Origin of the sequence: Streptomyces sp. NPDC001922, from assembly GCF_042891165.1 — a bacterium.
In the GTDB taxonomy this organism is placed as follows: Bacteria; Actinomycetota; Actinomycetes; order Streptomycetales; family Streptomycetaceae; genus Streptomyces.
On record NZ_JBIASV010000009.1, the window covers coordinates 75,058 to 98,470 of the forward strand.

Below are 23,413 nucleotides of genomic sequence, written 5' to 3' on the forward strand. Positions count from 1 at the left end.
GGGGGACCGTGCACGGGAGGGCACGGACCTTGGCGCAGTAGGCTTCCGGCGAGAGCCGGAGCCCCGACCCTGGGGACACACCTGCCGAGGAGCGCCCCGCATGAGCTTGACCCTGAGGACGATCAGCCGTGAGCAGCATCTGGCGTACATCCAGAGCCTGCCTGCGGCGAGCCACATGCAGGTACCGGCCTGGGCCGACGTCAAGTCGGAGTGGCGCTCCGAGAACCTCGGCTGGTTCGACAGGAACGGTGAACTCGTCGGCGCGGGCCTGGTCCTGTACCGGCAGCTGCCCAAGATCAAGCGCTACCTGGCCTACCTGCCCGAGGGGCCGGTCATCAACTGGTTCTCGCCGAACCTCGAGGACTGGCTGCAGCCCATGCTGGCGCACCTCAAGCAGCAGGGCGCCTTCTCCGTGAAGATGGGCCCGCCGGTGGTGATCCGGCGGTGGGACGCCGCCGCGATCAAGGGCGGTATCCAGAACCCGGATGTGAAGCGCCTGCGCGACGTGGAGGCGACCCACATCGAGCCGCGTGCCTTCGAGGTCGCGGACCGGCTGCGCAAGATGGGCTGGCAGCAGGGCGAGGACGGCGGAGCCGGCTTCGGTGACGTGCAGCCCCGCTACGTCTTCCAGGTGCCGCTGGAGAACCGCTCCCTCGAGGACGTCCACAAGGGCTTCAACCAGCTGTGGCGCCGCAACATCAAGAAGGCCGAGAAGGCGGGCGTCGAGGTCGTCCAGGGCGGCTACGACGACCTGGCCGAGTGGCAGCGCCTCTACGAGATCACCGCGGAGCGCGACCAGTTCCGCCCGCGGCCGCTCGGCTACTTCCAGCGGATGTGGACGGCCCTCAACTCCGAGGACCCCAACCGGATGCGGCTCTACTTCGCCACGCACGAGGGTGAAGCCGTCGCGGCCGCGACGATGCTGATCGTCGGCGGCCACGTCTGGTACTCCTACGGGGCCTCCGCCAACCACAAGCGCGAGGTCCGGCCCTCGAACGCGATGCAGTGGCGCATGCTGCGCGACGCCTACGCCCTCGGCGCCAGCGTCTACGACCTGCGCGGCATCAGCGACTCCCTCGACGAGAACGACCATCTCTTCGGTCTGATCCAGTTCAAGGTCGGCACCGGCGGGCAGGCAGCCGAGTACCTCGGCGAGTGGGACTTCCCGCTCAACAAGCTGCTGCACAAGGCGCTCGACATCTACATGTCGCGGCGCTGACCGATCCTTCGACGACGCCACCGTCGTCCCCCACGTTCTCCGCTTCATACCTGCCCAGCACGCAGATACGAGAGAGGTTCCGGACCGGCCATGGCGCTCACCCTTTATGTCGACACCGCACGCTGGCGGGCGCATCAGCAGTCGGTGATCCAGCAGTTCCCGGGGATCGTCCCGGTCTGCAAGGGCAACGGCTACGGCTTCGGCCACGAGCGCCTGGCCGAGGAGGTCACCCGCTTCCGCTCCGACATCATCGCCGTGGGCACCACGTACGAGGCGGCCCGGATGAAGGACTACTTCGGCGGCGACCTGCTGGTCCTCACTCCGTTCCGGCGCGGCGAGGAACCCGTGCCGCTGCCGGACCGGGTGATCCGCTCGGTGTCCTCCGTCGAGGGCGTGCACGGCCTGGTCGGCGCGCGCGTCGTCATCGAGGTCATGAGCAGCATGAAGCGGCACGGCGTGAGCGAGCACGACCTGCCCATGCTGCACGCGGCGATCGAGGACGTGCGGCTGGAGGGCTTCGCCCTGCACCTCCCGCTGGACCGCACGGACGGCTCGGACGCGGTCGAGGAGGTCATCGCCTGGATGGACCGGATCCGCGCCGCCCGGCTGCCGCTGCACACGATGTTCGTCAGCCACCTGGGCGCGGACGAACTCGCCCGTCTCCAGCAGCAGTTCCCGCAGACCCGCTTCCGGGCCAGGATCGGCACCCGGCTGTGGCTCGGCGACCACGAGGCCACCGAGTACCGGGGCTCGGTGCTGGACGTCACGCGGGTCGCGAAGGGCGACCGCTTCGGCTACCGCCAGCAGCGGGCCGCCTCCGACGGCTATCTGGTGGTGGTCGCCGGCGGCACCTCGCACGGGGTCGGGCTGGAGTCCCCGAAGGCCCTGCACGGCGTCATGCCCCGCGCCAAGGGGGTGGCCCGCGCCGGACTGGCGACGGTGAACCGCAATCTGTCGCCCTTCGTCTGGTCGGGCAAGCAGCGCTGGTTCGCCGAGCCGCCGCACATGCAGGTGTCCATCCTGTTCGTGCCGAACGACGCCCCCGAGCCCAAGGTGGGTGAGGAGCTGGTGGCCCACCTCCGGCACACCACGACCCAGTTCGACCGGGTGGTCGACCGCTGAGGTCCGCAACACCCGCGGCGAGGGCCCGGACCGCACGGCCGACGTGCGACCCGGGCCCTTCCCGTGCCCCGGGTCCGCCCGGCCGGGCTCTGCGTCCCTCCACAACCCTCCGGGCCGTTCCCGCACGCTCGTGACCGGCCCGGTGCTCCCGGCCCGGCACGCCCGCCACCGCCTCACGCTCCGGGCCGCCCCCGCCGGCCGAGCACGTACACCGGTGTGCCCTCCGCCGTCACCCCGGACCGCCGGATGCAGTCACGGCGCAGCAGAAAGTGCAGGCAGTCCCGGACCCGGTCGACCGACAGTCCGGTGCGGTCGGCGATCGACTCCAGCGGGCGGCTGACCTCTCCGGAGCGCACCAGGTGCGGCACGATGTGCGCGGCCACCGCGTCGACCTCCTCGGTGAGGGCGAGCCGTTCCCGCCAGTCCGTGAGGACGGCCTCGGTCGACAGGGCCCGGGCCCCGGGCCGCGCCTTGGGGGAGCGCGAGCGCATGCGCTGGGCGATGCGCTCCAGCGAGTCCGCGATCCGGGCCATCGACCGCACCACGTCGAGCTGCGCGTCGATGCCCTCCCGCCGCGTGCGGGCGCCCTCCCGGCGGACCGGTACGAGCCCGTGGTCGAACGCGCCCCTGCGCTGCTCCAGCCCGGCGATCGCGTCGATCACCGCGTCCGGCACGGCACGCACCCGCGGCCCGTCCGCCCGTCCGGGACACCGGCGGGGCTGCACCTCGGACTCGGCCAGGACGTAGCCGCCGTCGCGCTGCACGGTGTGCACGACCTCGGCGATCCAGCTCCGGAACGGCTGCGCGGCCGGCTCGGCACAGCCGCCCACGAGCAGCACGAGCCCCTGGAGGCTGACCATGCCCGTCCGTTCCCGGACCGCCTGCCCCGCCATGGCCCGGAGCGCATCGCTCCCGGCGACGCTCCGCGCCAGCTCGTCGAGGGTGGCCGTGTGCTCTCCGGGCACCAGCCGGGCGACGGCGAGCAGCGGCTCCGGATACCCGAGCGCCTCGGCCACCTCCGCCGCCGGGAACCAGTGCTCTCCGCCCGGCATGGTCAGTCGGCGCACCCGTGCGCCCGTGGCCGCGTAGACGAAGTCGTCGACGTCGATGGCATCGTGTTCCGGCGCTCCGACGGATGATTCACCGCGTTCGCTCATGGCGGAACATCACCTCCGCCGCGCACGCTAGGTGAGTTGGTAAACCACATTCACCCGCACTGGGGGAAGTTCACTCCATAGATGCCGAATGTGCGGTTCCGTGCGTCCGCACTCCCCACTGCACATAGGTCCCGCCCTCGTAGAGGGCGTGCCGCGCGTGCTGCTCCCGGCCGAGGACGAACGCGTCCGGGGCACCGTCCAGGACACCCCCCGACGGGTCGTCCGAGCCGTCGCGCCGCACCACGTCCCGCTCGGGGAACAGCGCGTCCCGCACGATCACGGCGCAGAGGTACAGTGTGCCCAGCAGGTGGATCAGGATCACCAGTTGGTAGCCCTCGGGCGGCAGACCGTGGTGCTTGTCGCCACTGGAGGTGTACGCGAGGTACATCCAGATGCCGGTGAAGTACATGACCTCGCAGGCCTGCCAGATCAGGAAGTCCCGCCAGCGGGGGCGCGCCAGCGCCGCGAGGGGGATCAGCCACAGCACGTACTGCGGCGAGTAGACCTTGTTCACCAGGATGAACACGGCGACGACCAGGAACGCGAGCTGGGCGAAGCGGGGGCGGCGGGGCGCGGTGAGGGCCAGGGCCCCGATCCCGGCGAACAGCACCAGGGTGATCACCGTGGCCCAGGTGTTGGCGTTCTCCAGGGGGTCACCGGTGCGCTGCGAAATGATCAGCCAGAACGAGCCGAAGTCGACGGGCCGCTCCTGGCTGAAGGTGTAGAACTTCTTCCACCCCTCCGGGGCCAGGGCCATCACCGGCAGGTTCACCACCAGCCAGGCACCGGCCGCCCCGCCGAACGCCCGGCCGAACGCACGCCACCGCCCGGCCCGCAGGCACAGCAGGAACAGCGGTCCGAGCAGCAGGAAGGGGTAGAGCTTGGCCGCCGTCGCCAGCCCGATCAGCACCCCCGCCGCGAGCGGCCGGCTGCGCGACCACATGAGCATCGCCGCGGCGGTGAGCGCGACCGCGAGCAGGTCCCAGTTGATCGTGGCGGTGAGCGCGAGGGCGGGCGCCAGGGCCACGAGCAGCGCGTCCCAGGGGCGGCGCCGGTGGGTGCGGGCTACACAGACGGCGAGGACGGCCGTGCAGGCCATCAGCATCCCCGCGTTGACCAGCCAGTAGATCTGCTCCCGGTGCTGGACCCCGCCGCCCGGGGTCAGCCACGAGGCCACCTCCATGAACAGGCCGGTGAGGACCGGGTACTCCAGGTACTCCATGTCACCGGACAGCCGGTCGAAGTACGGAGTCAGGTTCGACGCGAAGCCACGGGCGGAGAAAAGGTGGGGAATGTCCGAATAACACGCGTGGGTGTACTGACTGTCGGCCCCGAAGAACCAGGCGCCGTTGTAGCAGGGCAGCTTCTGCACCATGCCCAGCGCGAACATCCCGATCGCCACGAGCGCGACGACCCGCACCGGCGTCCACCAGCCGGTGCCGGGCAGCGCACGGCGGCCGGCCGGGCCGCCGATCAGCTCGCTGCCGGCCGCGGCGACCTCGTCCTCCGTCGTGGGCCGTACGGGCTGCCGGTCCTCCTGCACGCTCGTCATGGTCCACATCCTGCCGTACGTACCCCTACGACGGAGCCCCCGCCCGGTCGGACCGGGCGGGGGCTGTGTCGTGTTCGGGTCACACGCGAACGGTCACTCGCGGCGGGTCGCGGTGGGACCGCCGAAGAGTTCGCCGCCTCCGTTGCCGTTTCCGTTGCCCGGAGGCGTCGGCGTACCGGTGGACCCGGCGTCGGTACCGGCGTCGGCACCCTCGTCCGTACCGCCGTCGCTCGCCCCGCCGTTCGGCTCGCACCGCGGGTCGAAGACGCTGCAGGTGTCCGACGGGCTCGGAGAGGTGGACGGGGAACTGCTCGGCGATTCGGACGGGGACTTCGACGGAGACGCCGTGGGCGTGTCCGACGGAGTCGGTGTCGGAGTCGGCCGCACGGCTCCGGTTCCGAAGATCTTCCGGCCGATCGGCTCCGCGGCCGGGAACGGCTTCGCCGGAAGGCCCTGCATCGCCTTGCCCATGTAGTCGGCCCAGATCTCGGCCGGGTACGAGGCACCGTGGATGCTCTTCTCGCCGCCCACGCCGTACATCTCGAGGAACTTCTGGCTCTTGGCCTGGTCGTTCACCCGGAACATGCCGATCGCGGTGGACAGCTGCCGTGTGTAGCCCGCGAACCAGGCCGACTTGTTGCCGTCGGTGGTACCGGTCTTGCCCGCCACCTCACGGTCCGGGAGCTGGGCGGAGGTGCCGGTGCCCTTCTGGACCACGGTCTTGAGGACGTCGGTGACGTTGTTCGCCACATTGGGGTCGAACGCCGTCGCGAACTTGTCCTTGTGCGTGTAGTAGTTCCGGCCCTTCCGCTCGACCTTCGAGACCGAGTACGGGTCGATCTGCTGGCCGCTGGCCGCGAAGGTCGCGTACGAACCGGCGAGCCGGATCGCGCTGGGCGCGGAGGTACCGAGCGAGAAGGACGGCATGATCGAGGAGAGCTGTTCCTCGGTCATCCCCGCGGCGAGCGCCGCCTCCTTCACCTTGTCGGTGCCGACGTCCATGCCGAGCTGGATGTACGGGGTGTTCACCGAGAACCGCATCGCGGTCCGCAGGTCGATCTGCCCGCGGTCCTCGTTGCCGTCGTTCCGCTGGTGCCACTCCTTGTTGTGCTCGTTGTACCAGACGGAACCGTCGTAGTCCTTGAGCGTCAGGTTGTTGTCACCGTCGTAGACGCTGGACGGGGAGATCGGCGTCCGCATCGCGTCCTCCTGGACGCGCGGCCCCTTCGGATCCCTCCGGCCGTCGGTCATCGCCGCGGCCAGCACGAAGGGCTTGAACGTCGAACCGACCTGAACGCCGGTGTAGTCGGCGTTGTTGGTGTAGTGCTCGGTGGCGTCCTTGCCGCCGTAGATCGCGACGATCTTGCCGGTCTTGGGCTCCACCGAAGCGCCGCCGAACTGGACGTACTTGTCCCGCTCCCGCTTGTCCGGGTCGAGGTTCTCCTTGGAGACCCGCCGGACGGCCGACTCGAGCTGACGCATCTTCTTCTCGTTGAACGTGGTGTGGATCTGGTATCCACCCTTGTCCAGCCGCGCCTTGCTGATCTTGCTGTTGGCGACGATGTAGTTGTCCGCGAGGTTCACCAGGTAGCCGCGCTGACCCGACATCGAGGTGGCGGGCTTCGGCGGATCCGGCATCGGGAAGCCCTGCTTGAGGAACTTGTCCCGCTCCGCCGGTTCCATCCTGTTGACCTGGACCTCCCGCTTGAGCGTCCACGCCCAGCGGGCCTTCGCCCGCTTGTAGTTCTTCTCCCGGGTCGCCAGCGGTCCCTGCCCGCCCGAGGGGTCGTACAGGTTGGGACCGTTGAGCACCGCGGAGAGGAACGCGCCCTGGCTGGCGTTGAGCTTCTTGCAGTCCACGCCGTAGTACGCGCGGGCGGCAGCCTGGATGCCGTACGCACCGCGACCGTAGTAGGCGGTGTTCAGGTAGCCCGCGAGGATCTCGGGCTTCTCCTTGGTGGCGCCCACCTTTATGGAGATGAGGAGCTCGGAGAGCTTCCGCTTGAGCGTCTGCTCCTGGGTGAGCATGGCGTTCTTGACGTACTGCTGGGTGATCGTCGAACCGCTCTGGGTCGCGCCGCCCTTGGCCATGTTGAACACGGCGCGGGCGATACCCATCGGGTCGACACCCGAGTCTTCCTCGAACGAGGCGTTCTCCGCCGAGATCACGGCGTTCTGCATCGACACGGGGATCTCGGTGATGGGCACGATCTGGCGGTTGAAGTCGCCGCCGCCCGCGACCGCCATCTGCTTGCCGTTCGACCAGTAGTAGACGTTCTTCTCGACCTCGGCGGCGTCGTTGACGTTCGGCACCTCGACCACCGCGAGGGCGATGCCGGCGCCGGCGACGATCAGCCCCATGAAGCCGATGCAGGTGCCGAGCGTCTGCTTCCAGGACGGCACCCAGCGGCGGGCACCGTCACGGTCCGACCGCGGGTAGTCGATCCAGCGCTTCTTCCGGGGTTCCCGCGCGGAGGCCCGGCCGGCGGCGCGGGCACCGCCCTCGAGCCCCACGGCGGCCCGTCGTCTGCCCCCACCACTTCGCTGGGTGGCTCGGCGCGCTTCAGCGCGCCCTGGGTTCTCGTCAGGGCCCGCTGCGGACCCGGTCGTGCCACGCTGGGGCGCGGCTCGGCGGCCGGACGGCGGCTGCTGCCCTCCGCGCCGGGCCGCAGCGCGTCCACCGCCTGGCGACTGCGGTGGTTTGCGACGGTGCTCGCTCATGGAACAGCTACTCCTCGGGCAGGCGCTCTCGCCTGACAGCGACAGTTGACTTCCGGTCCCCCCGAAGCGCGGACCCGCCCCGGAGGACAACGGGCCGCACTGCACCGGTGACGAAGACGTCCCGCGGTGCTGTTTGGTTCCCACTGGTCTGCATGGCGCACAGACTACGCAGGCCCAAAACCCGCGCAGCACGCATCTTCACCCCAAATCAGTCCTGTTGATTCCTACGAATCAGTGATGTGACGCCGTTCACCATGGCTCCCCTTGTCGCGACCGGAGGGCCGTTCTATCGTCTGGATGTATCGAGTCGATACATCAGCCCGGCATAAGGGATTCAGGAGAAGGGGAGGCGAAGGATGAGCAGACGCTCCGGCATCCTCGAGTTCGCCGTTCTCGGGCTGCTCCGTGAGTCCCCCATGCACGGCTACGAGCTGCGGAAGCGGCTCAACACCTCGCTGGGTGTCTTCCGCGCCTTCAGCTACGGCAGCCTCTACCCCTGCCTCAAGACTCTGGTCGGCCAGGGGTGGTTGATCGAGGAGCCGGGAAGCGCTCCGGAGGACGCTCTCGCGGCATCGCTGGCCGGCCGCCGGGCGAAGATCGTCTATCGCCTGACCGCCGCGGGGAAGGAGCACTTCGAGGAGCTGCTCGCCCACTCCGGTCCCGACGCGTGGGAGGACGAGCACTTCGGCGTCCGCTTCGCCTTCTTCGGCCAGACCTCGCGGGACGTGCGGATGCGCGTGCTGGAAGGACGCCGCAGCCGGCTGGAGGAGCGCCTCGAGAGGATGCGCGCCTCCCTGGCCCGCACCCGGGAGCGGCTGGACGACTACACCCTCGAGCTGCAGCGGCACGGGATGGAATCCGTGGAACGCGAGGTCCGCTGGCTCAACGAGCTGATCGAGAGCGAGCGGACCGGGCGTGACCTGCGCCCGTCGGCCGGGGACGGTTCCGTGCCCACCGAGCAGCCCGCATCGCACACACAGGACCAGTCAGGGAACGCGGGCGGCCTGCCCCGGGACCGGGGTAGCTCCCGTCCGGATCCGTCCGACGACACCGCCAAGTGAGGTCCTGCACCCCGCAGGACCTCGTCGAGAACACACAGGGAGCAACCGGAATGGGTTCGGTTCGCGTAGCCATCGTCGGCGTGGGCAACTGCGCCGCCTCGCTGGTACAGGGCGTCGAGTACTACAAGGACGCCGACCCGAAGAGCCGCGTGCCGGGTCTGATGCACGTGCAGTTCGGCGACTACCACGTGCGGGACATCGAGTTCGTGGCCGCCTTCGACGTCGACGCGAAGAAGGTCGGTCAGGACCTCGCGCACGCGATCGACGCCAGCGAGAACAACACCATCAAGATCTGCGACGTGCCGCCGACCGGCGTCACCGTCCAGCGCGGCCACACCCTCGACGGCCTGGGCAAGTACTACCGCCAGACGATCGAGGAGTCCGACGAGGCGCCGGCCGACGTCGTGCAGGTCCTCAAGGACCGGCAGGTCGACGTCCTGGTCTGCTACCTGCCGGTGGGTTCCGAGGACGCGGCGAAGTTCTACGCGCAGTGCGCCATCGACGCCGAGGTGGCCTTCGTCAACGCCCTCCCGGTCTTCATCGCGGGCACCAAGGAGTGGGCGGACAAGTTCACCGAGGCGGGCGTGCCCATCGTCGGTGACGACATCAAGTCGCAGGTCGGCGCCACCATCACGCACCGTGTGATGGCCAAGCTGTTCGAGGACCGGGGCGTCATCCTGGACCGTACGATGCAGCTCAACGTCGGCGGCAACATGGACTTCAAGAACATGCTGGAGCGCGACCGCCTGGAGTCCAAGAAGATCTCCAAGACCCAGGCCGTCACCTCGCAGATCCGCGACCGCGAGCTGGGCGAGGACAACGTCCACATCGGCCCGTCGGACTACGTGGCCTGGCTGGACGACCGCAAGTGGGCGTACGTGCGCCTCGAGGGCCGCGCGTTCGGCGACGTCCCGCTGAACCTGGAGTACAAGCTCGAGGTGTGGGACTCCCCCAACTCCGCGGGCGTCATCATCGACGCGCTCCGGGCCGCGAAGATCGCCAAGGACCGCGGGGTCGGCGGGCCGGTCCTGTCGGCGTCCTCGTACTTCATGAAGTCGCCGCCGGTGCAGTACTTCGACGACGAGGCGCGCGAGAACGTGGAGAAGTTCATCAACGGCGACGTCGAGCGCTGATGATGCCGGTCCGGCCGTGAGCGGACGCCGGTTCATCCCGTGACCACCGGCCCCCGGGCAATCCGCCCGGGGGCCGGTGCGCTGTGTGAGGCTGTGAGCCATGCCCGTTGTGCGTGATCTGCGCGTGCTGCTGCGGCTGCGCGACTTCCGCCGTCTGCTCGCCGTCCGCCTGCTGTCCCAGTCCGCCGACGGCGTCTATCAGGTCGCACTCGCCACCTACGTCGTCTTCTCTCCGGAGCGCCAGACCTCGCCCGCCGCCATCGCCTCGGCCATGGCCGTGCTGCTGCTGCCCTACTCCGTCGTCGGCCCCTTCGCGGGCGTCCTGCTGGACCGCTGGCAGCGGCGACAGGTCCTGCTCCACGGCAATGTGCTCCGGGCGGTCCTCGCCTGCGGAACGGCGGTCCTGATCGTGGGCCGCGTCCCCGACTGGCTCTTCTACGTCTCCGCGCTGTCGGTCACCGCCGTGAACCGCTTCGTTCTCGCGGGGCTGTCCGCCGCCCTGCCGCACGTGGTCGACAGCCCGCGCCGGCTGGTGATGGCCAATGCCGTCTCACCGACCGCCGGGACCCTGGCCGCCACGGCGGGCGGCGGCCTGGCCTTCCTGGTCCGCCTCGTGGGCTGGGACTCGGACGCCGTGACGGTACTGCTGGGAGCCGCCCTCTATCTCTGCGCGGCGCTCGCCGCCCTCCGCATGCCGCGCGGGCTGCTGGGGCCGGATACAGCTCTGGTGCAGTCCGGGCTGCGGGCCGCACTGGCGGGCACCGTCCGCGGGCTCATGGGCGGGGTGCGCCACCTGGCGCGGCGGCCGCCCGCCGCACGCGCCCTGGCAGCCATGACCCTGATGCGTTTCTGCTACGGCGCCCTCACGGTGATGGTGCTGATGTTGTGCCGTTACGCCTGGTCGGACACCGATTCGAAAGGGCTTGCGCTCCTCGGACTGGCACTCGTCGCGTCAGGGGTGGGTTTCTTCGCGGCGGCCGTGGTCACCCCCTGGGCCGTCGAGCGGCTGGAGTCCGCCGACTGGCTGGGGCAGGACGGCCCGCTGCGCTGGGTGATCGTCTGCGCCGGCCTGGCCGCGGTGCTGGAGCCCGCACTCGGCCTTCCCTTCGCACCGACGCCGATGCTGGTGGCCGCGGGAGTGCTGGGGCTGATCACCCAGGGGGCGAAGATCGCCACGGACACTGTGGTCCAGTCCACGGTCGACGACGCCTTCCGCGGGCGGATCTTCTCCCTCTACGACGTGTTCTTCAACGTCGCCTTCGTCGGAGCCGCCGGGGTGGCCGCTCTGATGCTCCCGCCGGACGGGCAGTCGTCCACGCTGGTCATCGCCGTGGCCCTGCTCTATGCGGGGATCGCCGTGGCCACCGGCCGACCCCGGCGGGCCTAGACGAAGGGCGGTGTTTCACGTGAAACACCGCCCTCGAGTGTGTCGCCGCGGAGACATGTTTCACGTGAAACACGCGCCCGCAGCTTGTGCAGCCGGTCCAGGAGCGGGGTCAGCCCGTGGACGCCTCCTGGGCGGTCCACCACTCCTTGAGCGCGGCCACGGCACCGTCGCGCTCCATCGGACCGTTCTCCAGCCGCAGCTCCAGCAGGTGCTTGTAGGCCTTGCCCACGACCGGGCCGGGCCCCACCCCGAGAATCTCCATGATCTCGTTGCCGTCGAGGTCGGGCCGGATCGAGTCCAGCTCCTCCTGCTCCTGGAGCCGCGCGATCCGCTCCTCCAGGCCGTCGTACGCGCCGGAGAGGGCGTTGGCCTTGCGCTTGTTGCGCGTGGTGCAGTCCGACCGCGTGAGCTTGTGCAGCCGGTCCAGGAGCGGACCGGCGTCCCGCACGTACCGGCGGACGGCCGCATCGGTCCACTCACCCGTGCCGTAGCCGTGGAAGCGCAGGTGGAGCTCCACCAGGCGCGACACGTCCTTCACCAGCTCGTTGGAGTACTTCAGCTTGGTCATCCGCGACTTGGTCATCTTCGCGCCCACCACCTCGTGGTGGTGGAAGGAGACCCGGCCGTCCGACTCGAAGCGCCGGGTCCGGGGCTTGCCGATGTCGTGCAGCAGCGCGGCCAGCCGCAGCACCAGGTCCGGTTCACCCTCTTCGAGGGCGATGGCCTGGTCCAGCACGGTCAGCGAGTGTTCGTACACATCCTTGTGCCGGTGGTGCTCGTCGCGTTCCAGCCGCAGCGCCGGGAGCTCCGGCAGGAAGTGGTCGGCCAGGCCGGTGTCGACCAGCAGCTTCAGCCCCTTCCTGGGGCGCGCCGCGAGCACCAGCTTGTTGAGCTCGTCACGGACCCGCTCGGCGGAGACGATCCCGATCCGGTCCGCCATCGCCGTCATCGCGGCGACGACGTCCGGCGCCACCTCGAAGTCCAGCTGGGCGGCGAACCGCGCGGCCCGCAGCATCCGCAGCGGGTCGTCGGAGAAGGAGTCCTCCGGGGCCCCCGGAGTCCGCAGCACCCGGGCGGCCAGATCCTGCAGACCGCCGTGCGGGTCGACGAACTCCTTCTCGGGCAGCGCGACGGCCATCGCGTTCACCGTGAAGTCACGGCGGACGAGGTCCTCCTCGATGGAGTCGCCGTAGGACACCTCCGGCTTCCGGGACGTCCGGTCGTAGGCCTCGGAGCGATACGTGGTGATCTCGATCTGGTAGCTCCGGGTGCCGTCACTGCCACGGCTGTGCTTCAGGCAGCCGACGGTGCCGAAGGCGATGCCGACCTCCCACACGGTGTCCGCCCACGGCTTCACGATCTTCAGCACGTCCTCGGGGCGGGCGTCCGTGGTGAAGTCCAGGTCGTTGCCGAGCCTGCCGAGCAACGCGTCCCGTACCGATCCGCCGACCAGGGCGAGGGAGTGGCCCGCCTCCCGGAAGCGGCGTGCGAGGTCGTCGGCGACGGGGGACACTCGCAGCAGTTCACTGACGGCACGGCGCTGCGCCTGGTTCAGCTCGCTCGCCGGCGGCGAGGGCTGCGAGGTCTGCTGGGCGTGGCTCTCATTCTTGGCGTTCGGCACAACAGAACAGGGTACGTGCCGCAACCGGCCGGGGCGTCCCCGTTCCAGCCGGGCCGGACGCCTCGGCGATCATGTGGAACACTCCCCGGCACGTAGCCCCGGCCGACCTCGTTACCATGCGGGGACGCACATCCGACGACCACCACTGACGACGACGAGGGACGGGCGAGGCGTGGCCGAGGCGGCACAGAACCAGGGGACGCGACCCGCTCCCGCCCGCCGGTGGCTGCGGCGCACCGCCGCGGTGCTGGTGGGGGTGCCACTGGTCGCGGGTCCGCTGCAGCTTCCCGCGGCGCCCCCGGCCCAGGCCGCACCGCAGGCGACCGGGTCGCGGTCCGTCGGCGTCTCGATCAACTCGATGACGCCGTCGTCCCCCTCGAAGGACGACACGGTCACCATCAAGGGCACGGTCACGAACGACAGCACCTCGACGGTGACCGATGCCCATGTCGGACTACGGGTCGGCGCCACGCTGAACAGCCGGAGCGGCATCGACAGCGCCGACCGGCGCACCGGCTACGCGCCCGGTGCCGACGGGCGCGAAATCGGGGGCAAGCACACCCTCGAGCTCCGGGATCTTCCCTCGGGCATCACGCGCGGCTTCAGTCTCAGCGTCCCCGCCAAGGACCTCGACCTGAAGCAGGCGGGCATCTACCAGCTCGGCGTCTCGGTCTCCGGGCAGACCCGGGCGCAGCGCTACGAGCACGTGCTCGGCATCGAGCGGACCTTCCTGCCCTGGCAGACCTCCGCCGCCCGGCAGAAGACCCGGCTCAGCTTCATGTGGCCGCTGATCTCGACTCCCCACCTCAGCGCGGAGACGGGCTCCGACCCACAGCAGACGCCGGTCTTCCGTGACGATTCCCTCACCGAGGAGCTGGCCCCGGGCGGGCGGCTCCAGCAGATGGTGAGCCTCGGCAAGAGCCTCCCGGTGACCTGGGTCGTCGACCCGGACCTGCTGGCCGCCGTCTCCGCCATGGCGGAGAACTACAGGGTCGAGCAGCCCGACGGCTCCACGGTCGCAGGCAAGGGGCAGGCCGTCGCCAGGCAGTGGCTGAGCGATCTCCAGAAGGCCACGGACGGTCATGAGGTCGTCGCCCTGCCGTACGGCGACCCCGATCTCGCCTCCCTCGCCCACCGGGGCAAGGACGTCTCCGGAGCACTGGCCCACCTCAGGCCCGCCACCGATCTGGCCTCACGGACCGTGGAGACGATGCTGCCGGGCGCGAGGCTGCGCACCGACTTCGCCTGGCCCAAGGACGGCGCCATCGACTCCTCGGTCGTCGATGTCGCGACCTCGGCCGGCGCCCACAACGTGATCACCCGCAACGACAGCCTCCGGGAGTCCGGGGCCCTCTCCTACAGCCCCACGGCGGCCCGTCCGATCGGCGGCGGGAACCGGGCGGTCGTGTCGGACGCCCGTCTCTCCACCGCCTTCGAGGGCGACCTGTCCGAGGCCGAGGAGTCCACCCTCAGCCGGCAGCGGTTCCTCGCCCAGACGCTCATGGTCACGATGCAGGCGCCGGGCAAGCAGCGCAGCATCGTCGTGGCGCCGCAGCGCATGCCCACCGCGAGCCAGGCGCGGACGATGGCCGAGGCGGTCAAGGGGCTCGAGGACGAGCGCTGGACCGAACCGCTGGATCTCGGGGACGCGGCGAAAGCGAAGCCCGACCCGCGGGCCAACAGCCGGATCCCGAGCCCCGCGGCCTACCCTCGCTCGCTCCGCAAGCAGGAGCTGCCCACGGAGGCCTTCCGGGAGATCCAGCGGACCCAGGGGGCGCTCGAGGGCTTCCGGGTGATCCTCTCCCGTCAGGACCGCGTCGTGACGCCGGTGGGCAATGCGATCATGCGCGGGATGTCCACCTCCTGGCGCGGGGACGCCGACGGCGCGGCGGCGTTCCGCGACACCCTGCAGGAGTACCTCTCCGGCCTCACCCAGGAGGTCCGGCTCATCCAGAAGTCGACGCAGACGCTGTCCGGGCGGAGCGCGACCATCCCCGTGACCGTGCAGAACAACCTGGTCCAGGGCGTCAAGGGGATGAAGCTGGTCCTCACCTCCGGCCAGCCCAACCGCCTCGACGTCGGCGAGGGGCAGCCCATCAGGATCGAGGGCGGTCACAGCCAGTCGGTGAAGTTCGACACCACGGCCCACGCGAACGGCAAGGTCTGGGTGACCGCACGGCTCGAGACCGAGGACGGCACGCCCTACGGCGCCCCCATGACGTTCCAGGTGAACGTCACCGAGATCACGTCCACGGTGATGCTGGTCATCGCCGGCGGCGTCCTGCTCCTCGTGCTCGCCGGAATCCGGATGTACACCCAGCGCAAGCGGGCGGCCGCCCGCGACGCCGCGGAGGGCTCCGAGCCCGTCGAGGAGAGCGCCGGCACCTCCGGCGAGCCCGCGGAGGCCACCGGCGACGAGGCGGATCCCGAGGGTTCCGGGACCGGTGCCCCCGGTTCCGGGCAGCAGGGTGACGTGACGCCGGACACCGGACCGGAGAACGATGACGCATCCGGCACGGGTGAGAAGGTGGACCGTTGAGCGTAGTCGGGGCCGTGCGGCCGGGGACGATGAGGTGGGGTAGCGATGAACGCGCCGTACGACGGTGACCGCGGGCAGAGTCCGGCCGGTGACCCCGCGGCCCAGGTGCCGTCGGCGCCCCCCGGCCCGGACCCGTACGGGCAGGACGCGTACGCCCACGATCCGTACCGCGATCCGGCCCCCTCCGCCCAGGACCCGGCGACCGAAGGGCTGTACGACCGTGCGGCGCCCCCTCCGCCCCCGGGGTCGCAGGGCGGGGCCCCTCCCTTCCAGCAGCCTCAGCAGGCTCCGGACCCCCGGCTGTGGGGGCCTCCGCCGACCCCCGGGCAGGGCGCGGCGGCCGGCCGCCCGCCCCACGGCGAGGACACGGCGACCACGCAGCTGGGCCTGAACGACCTGGCCGGCCGGGCATCGGACGAGACCCGGCAGCAGAACGCGTTCGCCCACCTCTACCGGGACCAGCAGCAGCCGTACGACCAGCAGGCAGCGCCCAGCGCGGCTCCGCCGCCTCCTGCCGAGCCCGTCGCGGACCCGGCTCCGGAGCCGCCGGCAGCCCCCGCCAAGCGCTCCGGCGGCCGCGCCGCGAGCGTCCTCAAGTCGAGCGCCCTGATGGCGGCCGGCACGATCGTCTCCCGGATCACCGGCTTCCTGCGCACGCTGGTCATCGCCGCGGCGATCGGCGTGGGCACCCTCAACGACACGTACCAGGTCGCCAACACCCTGCCCACGATGATCTACATCCTGGTCGGGGGCGGCGCCCTCAACGCGGTGTTCATCCCGCAGCTGGTCCGTGCCATGAAGAACGACGACGACGGCGGCGACGCCTACGCGAACCGCCTGCTCACGCTCGTCATGGCGCTGATGGCCGGTGTCACCACCGTCTGCGTCCTGGGTGCCCCGCTCTTCATCCGCATGATGTCGCCGAAGATCGCCTCCGACCCCGAGCAGATGGACGTGGCGGTCGCCTTCGCCCGGTACTGCCTGCCCACCATGTTCTTCATGGGCGTGCATGTGGTGCTCGGCCAGATCCTCAACGCCCGGGGCCGCTTCGGCGCCATGATGTGGACCCCGGTCCTCAACAACATCGTCGTCATCTCCACCTTCGGGGCCTTCATCTGGGCCTTCGGCGGCTTCACCGACACCCGGGTCAGCGCCGCCACCATCACCCCCGAAGGGGTCCGGCTGCTGGGCATCGGCACCCTGCTGGGCCTCGTCGTCCAGGCCCTGGCGATGGTGCCGTACCTCCGCGAGGCCGGCTTCCGCATCCGTCCGCGCTTCGACTGGCGCGGCCACGGGCTCGGCAAGGCCGCGCGCCTCGCCAAGTGGACCTTCCTCTTCGTGCTGGCCAACCAGCTCGGCATGGTCGTCGTCACCCAGCTCGCCACGTGGGCGGGCTCGGTGGCGGAGGACCAGGGCTACACCGGCACCGGCATCACCGCGTACAACTACGCGCTGCTCCTGTGGCAGATGCCGCAGGCCATCATCACCGTCTCCGTGATGACCGCCGTGCTGCCCCGCATCTCCCGGGCCGCCCAGGACGGCGACGCGAGCGCCGTCCGGGACGACATCTCGTACGGGCTGCGCACCTCGGCCGTGGCGATCGTTCCGTGCGCCTTCGCCTTCCTGGCCCTGGGCGTGCCGCTGGCCACCCTGCTGTACGCGGGATCCGGGGAATCCGGCGCCCGCAGCATCGGCTACGTCCTGATGGCCTTCGGCCTCGGCCTGATCCCCTACTCCGTGCAGTACGTCGTCCTGCGCGGGTTCTACGCCTACGAGGACACGCGGACCCCCTTCTACAACACGCTGATCGTCGCGGCCGTCAACGCCGCGGCGTCGGGCCTCTCGTTCGTGCTGCTCCCCGCCCGCTGGGCCGTGGTCGGCATGGCCGCCTCCTACGGGCTCGCGTACGTCGTGGGGGTGGGTGTCGCCTGGCGACGGCTGCGCACCCGTCTGGGCGGTGATCTGGACGGCGCCCATGTGGTCCGCACCTACGCCCGGCTGATCGGAGCCAGCATTCCCGCGGCTCTCCTGGGCGGAGCCGTGGCGTTCGGCGTCCTCGAACTCCTCGACAATGGCGTACTCGGCTCTCTCGCGGCCCTGGTCGGTGGTGGGATCGTGCTCATCGGCGTGTTCTACGGAGCGGCGAAGCGCATGCGGGTCGAGGAACTGACCGCCATGGTCGGAATGGTCCGCGGCCGACTCGGTCGCTGACGGAGCACAACCATCGTGCGCCACTGTGTGTCGTGCATAGCGGCGGACTGTGGGCACAATTGTCTTTGCTGTGGTGCGAAAGCGTGCAACGGATGGGGAGGCAGGAACGACGGTGGCGGAACGGAGCACGGCTGCCGTCGACGTGGCCGACAGCGGCGATGAGTCGCTGACCGCCCAGGCGGGCGAGGCCACGGCCGACGGGGTGGAGACCCAGGAGAAGGCCGGAGAGGACGCGGAGAACGCGACCACCGGCGCGGCGCAGGACACGAGCACGAGCTCTGTGCCGGACGTGGAGCCCCCGGAGCTGCACAGCGGCCACAAACTGGCCAGACGCTACCGCCTCGAGGAGTGCGTCACCCGACTGGACGGATTCAGCAGTTGGCGTGCCGTGGACGAGAAACTCCGGCGGGCCGTCGGCGTCCATCTGCTGCACGCCGACCACCCGCGGGCCCGTCCGGTCCTGGCCGCGGCCCGTTCCGCGGCGCTCCTGCCCGACCCCCGCTTCGTCCAGGTCCTCGACGCCGTCGAGGAGGACGACCTGGTCTACGTGGTCCACGAGTGGCTTCCCGACGCGACCGAGCTCACCACCGTGCTCGCCTCCGGGCCGCTGGAGCCGCATGAGGCGCACCAGCTCGTCAGCCAGGTCTCCCAGGCGATGACGGCTGCCCACCGGGAAGGCCTGGCCCACCTGAGGCTCACGCCGAGCTCGGTCCTGCGCACCGAGTCCGGCCAGTACCGGATCCGTGGTCTGGCCGTGATGGCGGCGCTGCGCGGCATCAGCTCCCAGCAGCCCCAGCGGGTGGACACCGAGGCCATCGGGGCGCTCCTGTACGCCGCGCTGACCCAGCGCTGGCCGTACGAGGAGAACGCCTACGGTCTCTCCGGCCTGCCCAAGGGCGTGGGGCTGATCGCTCCGGACCAGGTCCGGGCAGGCGTGCACCGAGGCCTCGCGGAGCTCGCGATGCGCGCGCTGGCGAACAACGGTGCCACGCCGTCCCGCCAGGAGCAGCCCTGCACCACGCCGGAGGAGCTGTCGAAGGCCGTGGCCGCGCTGCCGCGCATCCGTCCGCCGGAGCCGTCCTTCGCCACCCCCGCATACCAGCCGACGGGCTACCGACGGAGCCAGTACGCCACGCCGCACGGCCACAACGGGCCGGGGGTCCCGGCTCATGCCGTTCCGGCGCCTCCCCCGCCGCTCCAGACGCGCAGCGGCAAGATGCTGAAGTGGACCGTGGCCGCCCTGCTCATCGCAGCGCTGGGCCTGGGCAGTTGGCAGGTCGCCGACGTGTTGATTCACCGTTCGGACCGCACCGACGAATCCAACGGCACCCCCCAGCACACGGGGGGCGGTGGCTCCGGGAAGAAGAAAAAGGTCCCCGGAAAGCCGCTGGAGATCGCGAACAAAACCGAGTTCTCGTCGGGGCACCAGGCCATGGCCTCCGAGAAGGTTCCCGCTTCCGCGGACAAGGACCCGGGCACCGCCTGGGTGACCTTGGGGTTCATCGGATACCCCAACTTCGGGAACCTGCCGAACTACCGGGACGGGAGCGGCATCGTCGTCGACCTCGGCAGCGCCAAGAAGGTCTCGGGCCTCGATGTGGACTTGTACCGCAGCGGGCAGACCGTGGAGGTCCTGGCCGCGGACGAAGCCGCGACATCGGCCTCCGTCCTCTCCGACTTTCCCAAGCGCCTCACCGAGCTGGAGAAGGCCGGCGACAAGCTCAAGACCACGCTCGACAAGCCCGTGCGGACGCGATACGTACTGATCCACATCACCGAGCTGCCGCCGGACAAGTCGCCCAATGGGTACCGCGGGGGCATCTCGGAGATCGAGATCACGGGCTGATCCGGTCGGCAGAACAGGTGAAGGGGAGGGGTTCCGAGGTGGACGACGACGCCATGTACGGCGCCGCGAGCGACCAGGAGCTCCTCACCGCCCACGTCGCGGGGGACCACGAGGCCTTCGGGGAGATCGTCCGGCGGCACCGGGACCGGCTGTGGGCGGTGGCCCTGCGGACCCTCGGTGACCGTGAGGAGGCCGCGGATGCCGTCCAGGACGCCCTGGTGTCCGCCTACCGGGCTGCCCACACCTTCCGCGGTCAGTCGGCCGTCACGACCTGGCTGCACCGCATCACCGTCAATGCGTGCCTCGACCGCGCCCGCAAGGCCGCCTCACGCCGCAGCTCCCCGGTCGCCGAGACCGAGCGTCTGGAGCAGCTTCTCGAGCCCCATGAGTCCGCTGCCGCTCCCGTCGAGCGTGACGACTTGCACCGGGAGCTGCTGCAGGCGCTCGGCACCCTGCCCCAGGAACAGCGGGCCGCGCTCGTCCTGGTGGACATGCAGGGCTACCCCGTCGCGGAGGCGGCCCGGATTCTCGACGTCCCGACCGGGACCGTGAAGAGCCGGTGCGCCCGTGGCCGCGCACGGCTGCTGCCGCAGCTCACCCATCTGCGCCCCGGAGGCGGAGACGGCACGGACCCGGGGCAGGGACGGAACCGGACACGGCGGCCATCCGTCCCACAGGCGGCAGGACCGAGGGACACAGATGCCGTGAAGGGCGGAGGTGGGCGGGCGTGACATCCTCGACTGACACGGACCAGCACCCGGAAGTGGCGGAGATCTCCGCACTCGCCGAGGGACTGCTCTCCCCGGACCGCACGGTGGACGTACGAGAGCACCTGGCGAGCTGCGAACTGTGCGCCGATGTCCGTACCTCACTGGACGAGATCCGGGAGCTTCTCGGCACCCTCCCGGGTCCCGTCCGGATGCCGGCCGACGTCGCGGGCCGCATCGACGCGGCGCTCGCCGCGGAAGCACTCCTGGACGCCACCACGCCTGCAGCTGTTTCACGTGAAACCGGCGTATCCGTCTCCGCCGCGCCCTCTGTTTCACGTGAAACAGAGCCGGCCCGCAGCCACCGGACCGTGGACCGCCCGGTGGGACGACCGGGCGGGGCGACAGGGCCCGGTCGAGGCCGTCGTGCACGGCGCTGGCGGACCGCTGTATTCGGCTCCGCCACAGCGCTGGCCGCACTCGGACTCGGCGGCGTCGTGATCCATGCCATCGGCTCCCCGGGCAGCACCGCGAAGCCCCCCAGTGCGACGGACTCTCCGGGCCACCGCACCACGGCCGGGAGTTTCTCTGGCGAGAAGGTGGAGTCGCGGGTCCAGAGCCTGCTGGCCACCGGCCCCAAGAAGAAGCCGTCCGAGGACATGGGCGCGAAGCAGGGCCCGAACCGGACCCTGCGGGGGAGTGCCGTCACCGTGCCGTCCTGTGTACGGGAGGGGATCGGCCGCTCCGACGCGCCCCTCGCCGCCACCGAGGGCACCTACCGGGGCACCGAGGCCTATCTCGTCGTCCTGCCCGACCCCTCGGACACGGCGCGGGTCGACGCCTACGTCGTCGACTCCTCCTGTGCCGGGAGGACCCCTCAGGGGCCGGGCGAGGTCTTGCTCACACGCAGCGTCCGACGCGGCTGACGACCCGCGTGCGGCGTGCCACGCCGGGAATGCTCGCCCCGTAGGATCCGTTGGGTGGGATGAGAGTCCCCACGGACCGAAGAGCAGTCGGCAGAGACGAGGAAGACACCCGTGAGCGACGTCCGTAACGTGATCATCATCGGCTCCGGGCCGGCCGGTTACACCGCGGCGCTGTACACCGCGCGCGCCTCCTTGAAGCCTCTGGTCTTCGAGGGCTCCGTGACCGCCGGTGGTGCGCTGATGAACACCACCGAGGTGGAGAACTTCCCCGGCTTCCGCGACGGCATCATGGGTCCGGACCTGATGGACAACATGCGCGCCCAGGCCGAGCGCTTCGGGGCGGAGCTGATCCCCGACGACATCGTCTCCGCGGACCTGACCGGCGAGGTCAAGACCGTCACGGACTCGGCGGGTACCGTGCACCGCGCCAGGGCAGTGATCGTCTCCACCGGGTCCCAGCACCGCAAGCTCGGGCTGCCGCGGGAGGACGAGCTGTCCGGCCGCGGTGTCTCCTGGTGCGCCACCTGCGACGGGTTCTTCTTCAAGGACCAGGACATCGCCGTGGTGGGCGGTGGCGACACCGCGATGGAAGAGGCGACCTTCCTCTCCCGCTTCGCCAAGTCGGTGACCATCATCCACCGCCGTGACGCCCTCCGCGCCTCCAAGGCCATGCAGGAGCGGGCGTTCGCGGACCCGAAGATCTCCTTCGCCTGGCACAGCGAGGTCTCCGAGATCCACGGCGACCCCAAGCTCACCGGGCTGACGCTGCGGAACACCAAGACCGGCGAGCTGTCCGAACTTCCGGTGACCGGACTCTTCATCGCCGTGGGCCACGACCCGCGCACCGAACTGTTCAAGGGCCAGCTCGACCTGGACTCCGAGGGATACCTCAAGGTCGACGCGCCCTCGACCCACACCAACATCTCCGGCGTCTTCGCTGCGGGTGATGTGGTGGACCACACCTACCGCCAGGCCATCACGGCCGCCGGGACCGGGTGCTCCGCCGCCCTCGACGCCGAGCGGTTCCTCGCCGCGCTCAGCGACTCCCAGCCCGCTGAGCCGGAGAAGGCCGCAGCAGCTCTCTGAGACCTCTCTTCCCCTCGCACCAACGATTTAGGAGACCGCCATGGCCGGCGACCTCAAGCACGTGACCGATGCCAGCTTCGACGAGGACGTCCTGAAGAGCGACAAGCCCGTCCTCGTGGACTTCTGGGCTGCCTGGTGCGGCCCGTGCCGCCAGATTGCCCCCTCGCTGGAGGCCATTGCCGCCGAGCACGGCGACAAGATCGAGATCGTCAAGCTCAACATCGACGAGAACCCGGGCACGGCGGCCAAGTACGGCGTCATGTCCATCCCGACGCTCAACGTCTACCAGGGCGGCGAGGTCCGGAAGACCATCGTCGGTGCCAAGCCGAAGGCCGCGCTCCTGCGCGACCTCGAGGACTTCATCGGCTGACGCTCCGCCGTTTCACGTGAAACAGGCCCGCCCCCTCAGGGGCGGGCCTGTTTCACGTTCTCTCACAACGGACGGAGGGCGGGTTCCTTCTGGACCGCCCCCAGCAGCCGGTCCAGAGCCAGTTCGACATCCTCTTTCCAGGAGAGTGTGGTCCGGAGCTCCAGCCGCAGACGAGGGAAGCGATGGTGCGGACGCACGGTCTTGAACCCCACCGCGAGCAGATGGTCGGCCGGGAGCACACACGCCGGCTCCTGCCACCGGGCATCCCCGAACGCTTCGATCGCCTTGAAGCCCCGGCGGAGAAGGTCCTTGGCCACGGTCTGCACCATGACCCGCCCGAGGCCCTGTCCCTGGTACCCGGGAATGATCCAGCCGGTCATGAGCTGGACAGCGTCCGGTGACACCGGACTGGTGGGGAACGCCGTGGAGCGCGGCACATAGGCAGGCGGCGCATAGAGGACGAAGCCGACCGGGACCTCGTCGACATAGATCACCCGGCCACAGGACCCCCACTCCAGGAGCACAGCGGAGATCCAGGCCTCCTTCTCCAGTTCCGGCCTGCCGGCCTTTACCGCGGCTTCTCCGCTGACCGGGTCGAGCTCCCAGAAGACACAGGAGCGGCAACGCTTGGGAAGATCCGGGAGGTTGTCCAGTGTGAGCGGTACGAGCCGACGCCCCATGCAGCCTGTTCCTCGCTTCCGTAGCCCGCCGCCCCTCGGGCGGCTGCCAGCGCTTCGCGCTCCCTGATGAGGCTG

17 protein-coding genes are annotated in these 23,413 nt (G+C 70.3%); 12 read left to right on the forward strand and 5 right to left on the reverse strand.

The window, feature by feature from the left end:
- Nucleotides 1-100: 100 nt before the first annotated feature.
- Both ACFYYR_RS17995 and ACFYYR_RS18000 read left to right on the forward strand, forming a co-directional pair.
- Entirely contained in the window at nucleotides 101-1,219 is a 1,119-nt protein-coding gene (locus ACFYYR_RS17995) for a lipid II:glycine glycyltransferase FemX (protein WP_388853754.1), read from the forward strand.
- A 90-nt stretch (nucleotides 1,220-1,309) separates the two neighbouring features.
- Complete coding sequence (locus ACFYYR_RS18000) at nucleotides 1,310-2,341, forward strand: alanine racemase (RefSeq protein ID WP_351509050.1); 1,032 nt, start codon at nucleotides 1,310-1,312, stop codon at nucleotides 2,339-2,341.
- A gap of 173 nt (nucleotides 2,342-2,514) precedes the next feature.
- Here the strand turns inward: ACFYYR_RS18000 and ACFYYR_RS18005 are convergent, their stop codons facing one another.
- From ACFYYR_RS18005 to ACFYYR_RS18015, 3 genes are all read right to left on the reverse strand, one after another.
- Nucleotides 2,515-3,498, reverse strand: coding sequence for a Bro-N domain-containing protein (locus tag ACFYYR_RS18005; RefSeq protein ID WP_388853757.1), 984 nt, complete (start codon nucleotides 3,496-3,498; stop codon nucleotides 2,515-2,517).
- Nucleotides 3,499-3,568: 70 nt separating this feature from the next.
- On the reverse strand, nucleotides 3,569-5,050 hold the full coding sequence (locus ACFYYR_RS18010) for a glycosyltransferase family 87 protein (RefSeq protein WP_388853760.1): 1,482 nt from the start codon (nucleotides 5,048-5,050) through the stop codon (nucleotides 3,569-3,571).
- Nucleotides 5,051-5,143: 93 nt separating this feature from the next.
- Nucleotides 5,144-7,771 (reverse strand): transglycosylase domain-containing protein, encoded by a 2,628-nt coding sequence (locus ACFYYR_RS18015; protein ID WP_388853763.1) that lies wholly within the window; start codon nucleotides 7,769-7,771, stop codon nucleotides 5,144-5,146.
- Between the two features lie 356 nt (nucleotides 7,772-8,127).
- Between ACFYYR_RS18015 and ACFYYR_RS18020 the strand changes: the two genes are divergently transcribed.
- From ACFYYR_RS18020 to ACFYYR_RS18030, 3 genes are all read left to right on the forward strand, one after another.
- A complete protein-coding gene (locus ACFYYR_RS18020; RefSeq protein WP_388853766.1) occupies nucleotides 8,128-8,832 on the forward strand; it encodes a helix-turn-helix transcriptional regulator in 705 nt (234 codons plus the stop codon).
- 50 nt (nucleotides 8,833-8,882) lie between these two features.
- On the forward strand, nucleotides 8,883-9,965 hold the full coding sequence (locus ACFYYR_RS18025) for an inositol-3-phosphate synthase (protein WP_388853769.1): 1,083 nt from the start codon (nucleotides 8,883-8,885) through the stop codon (nucleotides 9,963-9,965).
- Between the two features lie 100 nt (nucleotides 9,966-10,065).
- Nucleotides 10,066-11,352 (forward strand): MFS transporter, encoded by a 1,287-nt coding sequence (locus ACFYYR_RS18030; protein ID WP_388853772.1) that lies wholly within the window; start codon nucleotides 10,066-10,068, stop codon nucleotides 11,350-11,352.
- A 109-nt stretch (nucleotides 11,353-11,461) separates the two neighbouring features.
- Here the strand turns inward: ACFYYR_RS18030 and ACFYYR_RS18035 are convergent, their stop codons facing one another.
- Complete coding sequence (locus ACFYYR_RS18035; protein WP_388853775.1) at nucleotides 11,462-12,973, reverse strand: CCA tRNA nucleotidyltransferase; 1,512 nt, start codon at nucleotides 12,971-12,973, stop codon at nucleotides 11,462-11,464.
- A 172-nt stretch (nucleotides 12,974-13,145) separates the two neighbouring features.
- Here ACFYYR_RS18035 and ACFYYR_RS18040 point away from each other — a divergent pair, with 172 nt between their 5' ends.
- From ACFYYR_RS18040 to trxA, 7 genes are all read left to right on the forward strand, one after another.
- Nucleotides 13,146-15,512, forward strand: a complete 2,367-nt coding sequence (locus ACFYYR_RS18040; protein ID WP_388853777.1) for a DUF6049 family protein — start codon at nucleotides 13,146-13,148, stop codon at nucleotides 15,510-15,512.
- Between the two features lie 45 nt (nucleotides 15,513-15,557).
- Nucleotides 15,558-17,723, forward strand: a complete 2,166-nt coding sequence (murJ, locus tag ACFYYR_RS18045; protein WP_388853780.1) for a murein biosynthesis integral membrane protein MurJ — start codon at nucleotides 15,558-15,560, stop codon at nucleotides 17,721-17,723.
- A 112-nt stretch (nucleotides 17,724-17,835) separates the two neighbouring features.
- Nucleotides 17,836-19,569 (forward strand): serine/threonine protein kinase, encoded by a 1,734-nt coding sequence (locus tag ACFYYR_RS18050; protein WP_388853783.1) that lies wholly within the window; start codon nucleotides 17,836-17,838, stop codon nucleotides 19,567-19,569.
- 53 nt (nucleotides 19,570-19,622) lie between these two features.
- Nucleotides 19,623-20,300 carry an RNA polymerase sigma factor SigM gene (gene sigM / locus ACFYYR_RS18055; protein ID WP_388854471.1) on the forward strand — a complete coding sequence of 226 codons (678 nt, stop codon included), beginning with the start codon at nucleotides 19,623-19,625 and terminating at the stop codon, nucleotides 20,298-20,300.
- Nucleotides 20,297-21,202 carry an anti-sigma factor family protein gene (locus ACFYYR_RS18060; protein ID WP_388853786.1) on the forward strand — a complete coding sequence of 302 codons (906 nt, stop codon included), beginning with the start codon at nucleotides 20,297-20,299 and terminating at the stop codon, nucleotides 21,200-21,202. The genes sigM and ACFYYR_RS18060 overlap by 4 nt, the downstream gene beginning before the upstream one ends.
- A 111-nt stretch (nucleotides 21,203-21,313) precedes the next feature.
- Nucleotides 21,314-22,288 (forward strand): thioredoxin-disulfide reductase, encoded by a 975-nt coding sequence (gene trxB, locus ACFYYR_RS18065; protein WP_388853789.1) that lies wholly within the window; start codon nucleotides 21,314-21,316, stop codon nucleotides 22,286-22,288.
- A 40-nt stretch (nucleotides 22,289-22,328) separates the two neighbouring features.
- Nucleotides 22,329-22,658 carry a thioredoxin gene (gene trxA, locus ACFYYR_RS18070; RefSeq protein WP_351509074.1) on the forward strand — a complete coding sequence of 110 codons (330 nt, stop codon included), beginning with the start codon at nucleotides 22,329-22,331 and terminating at the stop codon, nucleotides 22,656-22,658.
- 62 nt (nucleotides 22,659-22,720) lie between these two features.
- On the opposite strand, the gene ACFYYR_RS18075 is transcribed toward trxA, so the two are convergent.
- A complete protein-coding gene (locus ACFYYR_RS18075) occupies nucleotides 22,721-23,338 on the reverse strand; it encodes a GNAT family N-acetyltransferase (RefSeq protein ID WP_388853792.1) in 618 nt (205 codons plus the stop codon).
- Nucleotides 23,339-23,413: the final 75 nt, after the last annotated feature.

Excerpts from the sequence above, each read along its gene's own strand:
- ACFYYR_RS18025 (WP_388853769.1), top strand. The coding sequence starts at position 8,883 with ATGGGTTCGGTTCGCGTAGCCATCGTCGGCGTGGGCAACTGCGCCGCC.
- ACFYYR_RS18010 (WP_388853760.1), bottom strand. The coding sequence starts at position 5,050 with ATGACGAGCGTGCAGGAGGACCGGCAGCCCGTACGGCCCACGACGGAG.
- murJ (WP_388853780.1), top strand. The coding sequence starts at position 15,558 with ATGAACGCGCCGTACGACGGTGACCGCGGGCAGAGTCCGGCCGGTGAC.
- ACFYYR_RS18075 (WP_388853792.1), bottom strand. The coding sequence starts at position 23,338 with ATGGGGCGTCGGCTCGTACCGCTCACACTGGACAACCTCCCGGATCTT.
- trxA (WP_351509074.1), top strand. The coding sequence starts at position 22,329 with ATGGCCGGCGACCTCAAGCACGTGACCGATGCCAGCTTCGACGAGGAC.
- ACFYYR_RS18030 (WP_388853772.1), top strand. The coding sequence starts at position 10,066 with ATGCCCGTTGTGCGTGATCTGCGCGTGCTGCTGCGGCTGCGCGACTTC.
- ACFYYR_RS18020 (WP_388853766.1), top strand. The coding sequence starts at position 8,128 with ATGAGCAGACGCTCCGGCATCCTCGAGTTCGCCGTTCTCGGGCTGCTC.
- ACFYYR_RS18005 (WP_388853757.1), bottom strand. The coding sequence starts at position 3,498 with ATGAGCGAACGCGGTGAATCATCCGTCGGAGCGCCGGAACACGATGCC.
- ACFYYR_RS18015 (WP_388853763.1), bottom strand. The coding sequence starts at position 7,771 with ATGAGCGAGCACCGTCGCAAACCACCGCAGTCGCCAGGCGGTGGACGC.
- ACFYYR_RS18000 (WP_351509050.1), top strand. The coding sequence starts at position 1,310 with ATGGCGCTCACCCTTTATGTCGACACCGCACGCTGGCGGGCGCATCAG.
- sigM (WP_388854471.1), top strand. The coding sequence starts at position 19,623 with ATGTACGGCGCCGCGAGCGACCAGGAGCTCCTCACCGCCCACGTCGCG.
- ACFYYR_RS17995 (WP_388853754.1), top strand. The coding sequence starts at position 101 with ATGAGCTTGACCCTGAGGACGATCAGCCGTGAGCAGCATCTGGCGTAC.